This is a genomic window from Candidatus Zymogenus saltonus (assembly GCA_016929395.1).
Lineage (GTDB): Bacteria > Desulfobacterota > Zymogenia > Zymogenales > Zymogenaceae > Zymogenus > Zymogenus saltonus.
In genome coordinates this window covers 45,778-57,971 of the sequence record JAFGIX010000090.1, presented here as the reverse complement: position 1 = coordinate 57,971, position 12,194 = coordinate 45,778, and the positions used below count along the sequence as shown (strand labels likewise).

Here is a 12,194-nt window from a genome sequence, read left to right as displayed (position 1 = left end):
CGCCCCCCCCCCCCCCCCCAATTATTGCCGACCCTCCCACGCAAACGACGACCCCCCCGTAAACAAATCTAATCTATTATATTACAAGGAAGCAGGTGAATAGTCAAGTTAAAAAATGGAATATTGAAAACAATCTGGCAAAAAAAACGATCGGGGCGATTTGCTGCGGGCCTGTCTTCACTCACTTAAAATTTTAGAGATGGTCCTCCGTTACTTCGACAATCCCTCTTTGTCTCCTCGTTCTTCCCGCTTCTTTCCCCATGACAATTCTCTGCCGTCTCCATCACGTCGATTACACTCCGCACTCCCCACATCATCCTCTCGCTGCCTCATCGCCGTTGTATCCATAATTAACTGTCGACGAAGCTCTTGAGCTTTTTACTCCTCGAAGGGTGCCTTAGTTTTCTCAAGGCCTTTGCCTCGATCTGCCTTATCCTCTCTCTGGTCACGTCAAAGTCCTGACCCACCTCTTCGAGGGTGTGGTCAGATTTCTCGCCTATTCCGAAGCGTTTCTTGAGGACTTTTTCCTCTCTTGGTGTGAGGGTGGAGAGAACCTTTCTTGTCTGCTCCGAGAGGTTGACGTTGATGATGGCGTCCGACGGTGAGATGATCTTTTTATCCTCTATAAAGTCTCCGAGGTGGCTGTCCTCCTCTTCGCCTATGGGGGTCTCGAGGGAGATGGGCTCCTTGGCTATTTTCAGTACCTTCCTGACCTTTTCGAGGGGGAGCTCCATCTTCTCGGCTATCTCCTCGGGGGTGGGTTCCCGGCCCATCTCCTGAACGAGGTATCGGGAGGTTCTTATAAGCTTGTTTATCGTTTCTATCATGTGGACGGGGATGCGAATGGTCCTCGCCTGATCGGCTATGGCCCGTGTGATGGCCTGACGGATCCACCACGTGGCGTAGGTTGAAAACTTATATCCCCTCTGGTATTCGAACTTGTCCACGGCCTTCATGAGGCCCACGTTTCCCTCCTGGATCAGATCCAGAAACTGGAGGCCGCGGTTCGTGTATTTCTTGGCTATGCTGACGACGAGCCTGAGGTTTGCCTTGACAAGCTCGTTTTTTGCCTCCGACTCCACCACCTCGCCGCTTTCGATCCTCTTTATCGTGTCTCTGATCTGCCGGGAAGTCATCTCCGCTTCCTGTTCGATCCTTTTTATCTTTCGCTGAGAGTTCCTGAAGGTTTTCTTCATGAGATCGAGTTTTTCCATGGACACCTTCAGTATCTTTGCGGCCTCTTTTGTCTCGTCTTTGCCCTTATCGGATTCTTTAAAGATCTTTTTCAAATCCTTAACGGGTATCTTGGTCCTTTTCTCGATCTCCATTATCTCCGATTCGGCTTTTTCAATCCTTTCCATGTATCCCTTGAGCTTTGCGGCGAGTTTCTGAACAAACTTTTTGTCCATGTCCAGATCGTTGAATATATTGACCATTTTGCTCTGGGACCGCCTAATTCCACTTTTAAACTTTTCCCTGTTTTTTATGGAGATAATCTTCTTTTTATCCTTTTTTATCTTCTCGTCTATCGTCTTAAGCTTATTGACGGATGCGATGAATGAATCCCTTCTGTCCTTTTCGTCCTTCTTCGTGATCAAGTATTCATCGTTGAGCCCCCTGACGACGTCCTTTATCCTGACCTTATCCTTTAACATCTTTTCGGATAAGATAGCAACTTCCCGCAATGCCAGAGGCGTGTTCAGAACCGTTTCCCTTATGATGATGGCTCCCTGCTCGATCCTCTTTGCGATTTCAACTTCTCCTTCTCTGGTCAACAGCGAGATCGATCCCATTTCTCTGAGATACATCCTTACCGGATCGTTGGTTTTCCCGATATTGCCGGGCAGGAATTCAACATCGTCTTTTTCGGATTCGGCTTCGTTATCGTCATCTGTTTCATCGTCTATTTCGCCTGTTTCATCCCCGGAGAAGCTCATTTTCTCCATGCTGCTGAACTTTGAAGACTTGGGCGGATCGACGATGTCTATGTCCAATTCGCCGAAGATGCTCATGATATCATCAAGCTGATCGGGGTAGAGGCCCGAAGGTAGGATCTCGTTCACTTCATCGAAAGTAAGGTAACCCCTCTCCTTTCCCAAATTAATGAGCTGTTTTACCTCAACCTCATCAATTCCGGAGTTTTTAGCCATGAAATCACCTCTTCATATTCTTTTTAATATTTATAATTTCCTTTAGTACTTCCTGTCTGGTCTCATCCTCGTCAATCTCCATAGCCCTTCGTTTCATATCCTCGTATTTTATCTTAGATCCCTTTATATCGAGGCTTTTGATACAGTCCGTGATAATAGCAAGGGCCATATCTTCATCGTCGATTTCGTTATCCTCGACCACTGAAAGGTCGATCAGTTTTTGCCTTATCCCGTCATCGCCCACTCCCGAGATCAGGGATGCAACGTTTATCCCGTTCTCCGGGGATTCCATCTTCAGTATTTTATCGATAAGGCCCCTTAGGGTCTCATCGATAAAGAGGGCCAGGTATTTTTCTTTAAGGCCGGCCTCTCTTAAGAGATTCGGGTAGTTTACCGCCATCTTGAAGAGCCGAGATTCCACCTCCGGGGGTTTAAAGGCTTTTTTTGGCCCCGGTTTTTCCGCCGGGGTCTCTTCTTCGCGCCTCGATTGAACGGCGGCGTATCTCGTTTCCCTCTTTATTTTTTTGCTTATGCTCAGCCTCACCGACTCCTCGCCGACCTTGAGCCTCTCCGCGATCTTCCTGACGTAGAAGTCGATTTCCTGGGGGAGCTTTTTTATCGAGGCCACGTAAGCGGCCTCGTCCAGCGCTTCGGTTATCCCTTTTGCGGTGTTAAGGTCATGGCGGCGGTATATCCTGTCGAGGCAGAAGTCGAAGATGTCCTTTGAGTCCTCGATTACCTTTAAGAATTCCGCGCTCCCTCTCTTGCGGATGAAGGAGTCGGGGTCTTCTCCCTCGGGGAGGACCGCGGCCCTTGCGTACATCTTACCCTCGCCGAAGATGGGGAGGGTCCTCTCGGCCGCCTTTCCGCCCGCCTCGTCCGCGTCGAAGATGAGGACCGCCTCGTTGGCATACCTCTTGAGTATATTAAGGTGTTCCGGGGTCAGCGCCGTGCCGAGGGTCGCCGCAACGTTTTTGATCCCCGCCTGATAAAGGGAGATCGCGTCGAGGTAGCCCTCGACTATTATCGCGTGTCTGACCCTCCTGACCTCGTTCTTTGTGATGTTTAGCCCGTAGAGGATCTCCCCCTTGTGGTAGACCATTGTCTCCGGGGAGTTCAAATACTTGGGCTCGTCGTCTTCGATGGTCCTTCCGCCGAAGCCGGAGAGCCTTCCCCTGTGGTCTTTTATGGGGAAGATGATCCTCCCTCGAAACCGGTCGTAGGGGCCCTTATCTCCCATTATAGCGAGGCCGGCCTCCTCGATCTCCTTTTCTGTTATCCCTTTCTCTTTCAGGTGCTCGGTGAGACCTTCCCACCTTTTAGCGGCGAATCCAAGCGAGAAGTCCCGGGCCGTCCTTCCGTCTATTTCCCTTTCCTTGAAGTATTTGATTGCGTTTTTACCTGCGTCCCCTTTAAGGGTTTCAATGAAATATTTTTCCGCCTCCCTGTTTACAGCGTAAAGCTTTTCCCTCTTGTCGTCCTTCTTCTTGTCCATCTGGGTTGGGGCTACGGTTTCGACCATTACGCCGTAGCGGCTGCCCAGCTCCCTCACGGCCTCCGGAAAGGTCATCCCCTCCATCTCCATCAGGAAGGTCAGGGCCGTGCCCCCCTTTCCGCAGCCGAAGCATTTGAAGAGGCCCTTCTCGGGATTCACGGAGAAGGAGGCGGTCTTTTCCGAGTGAAAGGGACAGAGTCCCATGAAGTTTTTCCCCTTCTTCTTCAAGGGGACATATTTTTCCACTAACTCGAGAATGTCCGCTCTCTCGATCACCTCGCTGATAGTACTTTCGGGGATTTTTCCCGCCAAGGTTTTATCACCTCCGGCTGTGAATCACCACACTATTTTTATTTCACAATTTATTTTCAACGACGCCAAGATCGGCTTTAATGCCTAATCTATTTATAAAAACGATTCCACGACAAACCCCCTATTAAGCCCCGCCCTATCATAATCCCCGCCAGCCCCCCATCATTATTTCTACCGACTCCCAATTAATATCCCTGCCGTCCCTTAGAATATTGCCGTCCTCCAAAATATTGCCAGCCCACTCACAAATAAATACGGCCTATCCCCCCACAAATATTGCCGACCGCCCCTCCAAACTGCAATTATTCCCGCCGACTCCAGATCACTATTTCTAGCAGCCCTCCCATCATTATTTCTACCGACTCCCAATTAATACCTCTGCCGTCCCCAAAAATATTGCTGTCCCCCAGAATATTGCCAGCCCCCAAAATATTGTCAGCCCCCAGAATATTGCCAGCCTCATAAATGAATTCGGCTTACCCTCCGCATAAAAATTGCCGACCCCTCCCTTAAAATTGCCAGTCCCCCAAGATAAATCTGACCGACCCCTCCGGGAGTTGAGATTATCTAATCCCGACGGTGGTCACTCCCATATTTGTGCCCTCCGGTTTTATCTCCGTTACGTGGCGGTGGTCTTTCAGGTGCTCCCTGATACCCTTTTTTAGTCTGCCGGTTCCCCGGCCGTGGATGATGTCGAGCTCCTCGAATCCCCCCAGGACGGCGTTGTCGATCGCCTTGTCCACCACGTCTATCGCCTCGTCGACCCTGAGGCCGATGATATTTATCTCGGTCTTCGGGTCGGAGTAGATCTCCTGCATTACAACGCTTCCCTTTGGGACCACCGGGGTCTCCTTTTTAAGCTCGCTTATATCTATCCAGACCCTTCTTCCCCCCACCTCCACCTCGGCTTTCCCCTCGTCTCCCTCTTGGTGGTGCTGCATCTGTATCAATATCCCCTTTACGGCAAGCCCCTTTATGGATACGGTGTCTCCCGGGGAGGGCGTTTTCTCCGATTCCGCTTTTCCGTTTACTGCTCCCGGGTGATCGCTTACGGTTATTTCATCCAACAATCCCCGCTTTGCGGAGTAAAACTCTTCGTGGAGCTTCCCCTTTTTAATCATGCTGTTGTCCGCCGCGGCGAAGATCTCCTTGAAGCGCTCGTCGTATTTTTTCAGGGTTTCTTTGAGATCCTCCTTGAATGATTCGAGTATTGCGTCCCTCTTTTCGACCATCTTTGATATGAGGAGCTTGAATTTGGTTTCGAGATCGACAAAGCTTTTTCTTAGGTCGCTCAAGGCCCTCCTCTCCACCCTTATCTTTAGACGCTCGCTTTCGAGGTCCATTACGAGCTCGCTCAGACGCCTTCCCTCCTCGGTGAGGTTCGTCTTGGCGTTTTCTATCACCTCTTCCGGGAGGTTTAACGACCTTGCTACCATGAGGGCGTTGCTTCCGCCGGGGGCGCCGTAGTTCAGCTTGTAGAGGGGCCTGTTTGTGGATTCATCGAAAACAACCGAGACGTTGACGGCGTCATCCCGATTCAGGGCATAAGTCTTCAATATGTTTAGATGCGTTGTCACGAGAATGGTTGCATTTTTTTTACTTAAATAATCCAAGATTGCGATGGCCAAGGCACCCCCCTGTTCCGGGTCTGTTCCGGACATGATCTCATCGACGAGGACGAGGGAGCCGCTCTCCGCCTCGGAGAGGATATATTTAAGCCTAGTGACCTTTGCGGAGAAGGTGGAGAGGTTCCCCTCTATGTCCTGCTCGTCTCCGATGTCCGCAAAGACCTCCTTGAATGGCACCGCTCTGCTCCCCTCGGAGGCCGGAATTGGTATGCCGGTCTTGAACATCAGGGTTAATAATCCCAGGGTCTTCAGGGCCGCGGTCTTTCCCCCGGTGTTCGCGCCGGAGAGGACGACTATCCTCTTTTCCCCCCCTATCTCGATATCGATGGGGACGGCTTTGGGATTGTCGAATTTCAATGTTCTTCCCTCCCTGTCCGTTAGTGACAGGAGGGGGTGCACCGAGTTTATGAACGACAGGGAGCCGGAGTCGTCCACCTCCGGGGATATTCCGCCCATAGCGTCGGCCGCCGCCGCCCTTGCGATCAGCGTGTCCAGCTCGACAATGATGCCGTGGTTGCCTTTAACCGCGTCTCTCGAATCGTTTATTTTTGACGAGAGGAGCTTCAATATTCTCACCTCTTCGTCATTCTCCTTTCTTATCAGAAAGGAGAGCTCGTTGTTGATTTCCATCGTCTTTATCGGCTCGATGAAGAGGGTGGCGCCGCTGTTCGACCTGTCATGGATTATCCCGGACACCCGCCCCCTGAAGTCGGCCTTGACGGGCAGGACATAACGCCCGTTCCTCATCGTCACGATCGGCTCCTGAAGGGCGTTGTCGAGCGCGGACGATTCCATCATCGTCATGAGGAGGCGGTTTATGGCATCCCGCTTCTTTCTGATGTCTCCCCTGATATTGTAGAGGCGGTCGCTGGCGCCGTCCAATATCTCCCCCCGGGGACCGAGTGTCCGCTCGATGTCCTTCTCGATTTCGGGGAGGGGGACGATCGGATCTGTCAGGATCGCCGGGAGGGGGTACTTCTTCCTCAGGTTGTTGAGGAAGGACTTTGCCCTTCGGTGCGCCGTTATGTTAGAACCTATCTCCTTTATCTCATGGGGAGTCAGGTAAGTCCCCTCCACCCTTATCCTCTCGAAGAGGTGGGACACGTCGCTGATCCCGGCAAGGGGTATCCTCCCCTCTATGGAATTGAGCTCTCGAAGCTCCGATACGATCTCGTGGATGTGGACTATCTCCCCGGTATCCGTGAGGGGGTTAAGCCTGAGGCAAGCCTCCGTTCCGGGGAGGGTCAGCGCGAAATCGGATACTATCTCCAAAATCTTCGGGTATTCGAGGACCTTGAGGGTGCGATCGTCCATAGCCCCATAGTTACATAGTAATTTTTGGACAGAGCTTTTTGGTCTTAAAGCCGGGGAATCGCCCAAAATGCGATTTTCCCCCGCCATGTGACCGGAGTCTGTCCGGCTGTAAACCGTAAGTTATAATAGCTACTGAACGTTCTAATCTTTTACGGGCAAAGAAGTGACAACGAGTGGAGAACGTCAATGAGTGAAGCTGTTTTAATAATCTGCTAAATGAAAGCGGTTATTTCAATACCCTCGTCTCGAAGAAGGTCCCTTTTCATGTAACTACCCAACAAGGTAACGTTAAATTAATCAAGGAGGCAATCAAGGTGGCATCAAAAGTAATTTGCCGGGCTCCCCCCTTCGCTCGAAACAAAAGTATCTTATCCGGTATCTGCTATGACATTGGATGAAGCTTAAGAAGTCCGTTTTATGAAGCGGACTTTCGGTTTACCAATCAAAGCGAGGAGAGCGCCTCCTTGACCATCCTGCTTACCAGTTTGCCGTCTGCCCTTCCGGTGGTCTTAGGCATCAGGAGCTTCATCACGTTTCCCATATCCTTCGGCCCCGACGCCCCTGCCTCCGAGACGGCGGCATCGATCAACTCCTTGAGCTCCTCTTCGGAGAGCTCTTCCGGGAGGTACTCCTTTAGTATTTCGAGCTCCGCCTCCTCCTTGGCGACGAGGTCATCCCGTCCTGCCTTCTTATACTCCTCGATCGACTCCCTTCTCAATTTGGCCTGGGAGTTCACCGCCTGGAGGAGCTCCTGTTCGTCCAGCTCGTCTCTCTTTTCGACCTCCCTGTTTTTAATCGTACTCTTCAGCATCCGTATGACCGAGAGCCTTAGCGCATCTTTCGCCTTTTGCGCCGATTTCAGATCTGTTTCGAGTTTTTCTTTCAGGGACATGATATTTATCCTCTCCTTATCCTCTCCTCCTCGCCCATTTTTTTGCCGCCCATCTTTGTGTACACTTTGTGTACAATATTTTTCTATTCTTAACCGGATTTTTAATTCAAAAACTATAATTATATCCTTTTTTGGTGTATTGTCAACATTTTCTCGACATGAATTTAGAAAATTTTTTAAGTGGAAGCCTTAAGAGATTTGATTAAAACAAGGCTTTTTATCATCGATTTGAAAATCAAATAAAGACCTGCAGGATAACTTCCTTTGACTTGGAGGTGAAGATGTGATAATAGAATATTGTAAATAAAATATCTGTTTGAAGGGATACTTCTTAAAGGAATAATACTATGGGTCATATAACGCAAATCGATGGAATATCGATAGGGCATGTGACTGACCAAGAGCGCCACACGGGCATAACTGCCGTGATCTTTTCCCGCGAGATGGCGCTGGGGGTGGACGTGAGGGGCGGCGCCCCCGGAACCCGGGAGACCGACGTCTTTAATCCCTTGAACCTCGTCGAGACGGCGGACGCGGTGGTCCTCTGCGGCGGGAGCGCTTACGGCCTTACCGCCGCGTCGGGCGTCATGAAGTACCTCAAGGAGAAGGGGAGGGGGGTTGAGACGGGCTATGGCAAGGTCCCCATAGTCCCGGGGGCGGTCATCTTCGACCTGCCGGTGACCGGCGGATATGTCCCCCCGACGGAGGAGCTGGTCTCCTGGGGATACAGGGCGGCGGAGTCCGCTTCCAATAAAGAGACATCCGTGGGGAACGTGGGCGCGGGGGCGGGGGCCACCGTCGGAAAGATCTACGGCATGGATTACGCCGTGAAGTCGGGGATCGGGTCTGCCCTGGTCGAGGGGGCCGGCGGCCTAAAGGCGGGGGCGATCGCCGCGGTCAATCCACTCGGGGATGTCATCGACCCGAAGGATGGGAAGGTCGCGGCCGGGGTGAGATCCCCGGACAAAAAGGGCTTTGCCGACGCCAGGAAGCTTATAAAGGTAATCTCGTTCCCCTTCGCCCCCCCCATATCCTCGACCATCGTGGCCCTGGTGGCGGTAAACGGGAATTTCTCGAAGGTCGACATGAACCGCATAGCCAGGATGGCCCACGACGGAATAGCGAGGGTCGTCTATCCCTCCCACACGATGCTGGACGGGGATACAATCTTCGCCGTGGCCGCGGGGGACGATCTGGGATACGTGGACGTGACGGTGGCGGGGGCGCTGGCCGCCGAGGCGATGAGCCTGTCTATATTGGATGCGGTAAGGTCGGCCGTGACCATCGAGGGGTATCCCTCAATGGGTGACGTTTAAGGGGATATTGAAGAAACTTAAGACCGTGCCCGCACCTGTTTGCGTAGTGGGGGAAGATATATAAGTATCTTCAAATCTGTTTCAATAAAGAGGGAAAAAAGTAGTTTAAGCCCTCACGTCCTGGACTTCATCGATTTGATGATTCCGAACATGATGGCGATGTATACTATTAATATTGAACATATGACCCAAAAACACCAATTGAAAAACATGTCGAGCTCCTTTCCGGTAAATCCTTTTGACACTTTGCGCCCCGCCGGGGGTTGAGCGAGGTACAATAAGTATTTCGCTTACCGTTTCCTGCGGTTGAAGAAAGCTTGCATCGTTTTTTATATCATTGTCGTTTTTGTTCGCTTTTAAACGGGTGTTTTAAAGTATTTCAGTATGGGTTTTGATTAAAGAGTATTATGTAAACGGCCTTTTTAATTCATTTTTTATGGACTGTAAATCAAATCCAAATTTGGATTATTCTAATTTTCCCTAATTAACATGATATTATTTTGGCGTTTGAAAAATATGACCTATGTCACAAAAGGGTTTTTATCTCTTAAAAAAAAGACTTTACAAAAAAGCTCCGGGGGTTGTTGTTGACAATCCAGTGGATATTCAATAGAATTCAAAATCCATTCCGGTTGAAAAGCGATGGGGATGGTTGGAAAAAAAGTAAAAATATAAAATTATCGAGTTGAAAATGTTTGCTGTATGTTCAAGAATGGACGGGAGGTAAAATAGTTGGCAGTCATAAAACCATTTAGAGCGGTTCGATATAACAACACACTCCTGAAAAACGTGGAGGGCCTCGTGGCTCCGCCCTATGACGTGATCTCCGAGGAGATGAAGGAGCTTTTCTACGACCTCAGCCCCTACAATGTCGTGCGGCTGATTCTCGGGAAGGAATTCGCCGATGACAGCGATGATAACAATCAGTACACCAGGGCGAGAGATTTCATCTCCCTCTGGCTGAAGAAGGGGGTGCTGGTTCCTGACGAGGCGGATTCGATTTACGGTTACTCCCAGACGTTTACCGCCCCCAGCGGTGATTCGGTGACGAGGAGCGGCTTTGTGGCGCTGGTTCGACTCTCCCCCTGGGGGGAGGGGGGAATATTCCCCCACGAAAGGACCAATCCGAAGCCCAAATCGGATCGCCTTACACTAACGAAGACTACCGGCTTTTGGCTGAGCTTTATCTTTTCCCTCTACTCGGACGAGACGGGGGAGACGAGGGACCTTATCAAGAGGGTGTTTGATGACAGGGAGCTTGCAAGATTCAAGGACAAAGAAGGGATAGAGCACGTCTTGACCGTATGTCAGGATGAAGAGCTGCACGGATCGCTCGCCAAGGCGTTTGATGACAAAAAGATATTCGTGGCCGACGGTCACCACAGATACGAGACGGCGCTGGCCCTCAAGGACGAGATGGGATTGGAGGACAAAAAGATCGACACCCTCAACTACGCCATGATGTACTTCTGCCCCATGGAGGGGGAGGGTATAGTCATCCTGCCGAGCCACAGAGTGGTCACCCTTCCCGAAGAGTTCGATCCCGCGGGATTTGTTGAAAAAATCGGCCGCTATTTCAAGGTGGAGAAAGTATCGGGCGGGGGCGGAGGGGGTGAGGGTGTCTCGAAATTTCTCTCTTCGGTCGAGGGGATGGGGAAGGGGAGCTTCGGCTGCTCTCTTAATGGAGAAGAATATTACATCTTTACGCTTTTGGACAAAAGCTTGATAAGCGGGTTCTTCCCGTCTTCTATGAACGACCTGTTGAAAGATATCGACATGGCGATCCTGCGCAACGTTATGATCGAGGGGATAATGGGGATTTCTGATCCCGAGATAGTCTATACGAAGGACGGCGGCGAGGCGATAAGGATGGCCGCGGACGGGAGGAGGGCGGCCTTCTTGATCAATCCCACAGACATGGAGGATGTCAAGACCGTCTCCCTTGCGGGGGAGCGGATGCCCCAGAAGAGCACGTATTTCTATCCAAAGGTCTCCTCGGGGCTCCTCCTCTACAGGCTTTTTGATTAGTGCGGGTCGGGGGAATTGGCCCTTTTGTTTGAGGGCGGCGACGATGAGTATTGGAGCGGAAATTGAGGAGGAGAGGTTGGGGGGATTGGTTCTTGTATGTTTTGAAAAGGAGAAGGTGCGTATTATATCGGAAATTGGGGAGAGGGAGGGGGGGGAATTGGTTCTCGGACATTTTAGGGCGGCGACGATGAGTATTGGATTTGAAATCGGGGAGAGGGGCCGAAGCCCCCTTGTTGTGGATCAGCCGGAAGGGGGGTACCGGTATTCCATGGATCCTTTTTTGCTGGTGTCCTTTGTAAGGCTTAAGAGGGGGGAAAAGGTGATCGATTTCGGCTCCGGCGTCGGGGTCATAGGGATTGTCTTGGCCGCGCTTTATCCGGACGCCAATATTACGGGGATCGAGATTCAGAGGGAGCTTCACGAGGCGTCCCTCAGGAACATCGAGATTAACGACCTGCTTAACAGGGTAAACAGCCGCCTCGGCGATTTCAGGAGAATCGGAGACTATTTTCGGCCGTCGTCGTTTACCGCGGCCGTCTCCAATCCTCCCTATTACCGGGAGGACGACTGCAGGGTAAGCGGGAAAATGGGTGTGGCCGCCGCAAAGCACGGGATAACGGGCGGGATAAAAGAGATAATTGACGAATCTTCGCTTGTTTTGAAGGCGGGGGGGAGCCTGTCGATTATATATCCGGCGGAAAAATATCAATATCTCGAAACCCTCCTTAACGACGGGGGATTTTCAATAAAACGGGTCAGGTTTGTCAAATCAATGGAGCGTCTCGAGGCCAGGACCGTGATGTTGGAGGCTGTCCTCGGGGTGACGGCGCAAACGGAGGTGACGGCTCCCCTGGTTGTACACGATGAGGACGGCGGATATACCAATGAGGTGGGAAAAATCTTTACGAGGATAGGCATAGAGTCGCCTTAGGGTAGTCGGTTTTGCCAGTTTGACGCCGTGGCGTCGGCTTTCCAATTAACTGTTGACATTAAGTGGTTAAAGTGTTTTAATAAAGACAGCAAATTTTTTGACCTAAATGGTGAATGTATAAAACCAGG

7 protein-coding genes are annotated in these 12,194 nt (G+C 51.0%); 3 read left to right on the top strand and 4 right to left on the bottom strand.

Translation table 11 applies throughout. From position 1 onward, the window contains the following. Window positions 1–350: 350 nt before the first annotated feature. The 4 genes from rpoD to JW984_16830 form a co-directional block, all read right to left on the bottom strand. On the bottom strand, window positions 351–2,150 hold the full coding sequence (gene rpoD / locus JW984_16845; protein MBN1574866.1) for an RNA polymerase sigma factor RpoD: 1,800 nt from the start codon (window positions 2,148–2,150) through the stop codon (window positions 351–353). A gap of 4 nt (window positions 2,151–2,154) precedes the next feature. Further along, window positions 2,155–3,957 (bottom strand): DNA primase, encoded by a 1,803-nt coding sequence (locus tag JW984_16840; protein ID MBN1574865.1) that lies wholly within the window; start codon window positions 3,955–3,957, stop codon window positions 2,155–2,157. Window positions 3,958–4,520: 563 nt separating this feature from the next. Then, window positions 4,521–6,899 (bottom strand): endonuclease MutS2, encoded by a 2,379-nt coding sequence (locus tag JW984_16835; GenBank protein MBN1574864.1) that lies wholly within the window; start codon window positions 6,897–6,899, stop codon window positions 4,521–4,523. A gap of 442 nt (window positions 6,900–7,341) precedes the next feature. After that, window positions 7,342–7,791 (bottom strand): GatB/YqeY domain-containing protein, encoded by a 450-nt coding sequence (locus JW984_16830; GenBank protein ID MBN1574863.1) that lies wholly within the window; start codon window positions 7,789–7,791, stop codon window positions 7,342–7,344. A 347-nt stretch (window positions 7,792–8,138) separates the two neighbouring features. Here JW984_16830 and JW984_16825 point away from each other — a divergent pair, with 347 nt between their 5' ends. The 3 genes from JW984_16825 (at window position 8,139) to JW984_16815 (ending at window position 12,066) form a co-directional block, all read left to right on the top strand. Then, window positions 8,139–9,107, top strand: coding sequence for a P1 family peptidase (locus JW984_16825; GenBank protein MBN1574862.1), 969 nt, complete (start codon window positions 8,139–8,141; stop codon window positions 9,105–9,107). Window positions 9,108–9,839: 732 nt separating this feature from the next. Beyond that, window positions 9,840–11,135 (top strand): DUF1015 domain-containing protein, encoded by a 1,296-nt coding sequence (locus JW984_16820; GenBank protein ID MBN1574861.1) that lies wholly within the window; start codon window positions 9,840–9,842, stop codon window positions 11,133–11,135. A 43-nt stretch (window positions 11,136–11,178) separates the two neighbouring features. Continuing rightward, a complete protein-coding gene (locus JW984_16815) occupies window positions 11,179–12,066 on the top strand; it encodes a methyltransferase (protein ID MBN1574860.1) in 888 nt (295 codons plus the stop codon). Window positions 12,067–12,194 lie beyond the last annotated feature (128 nt).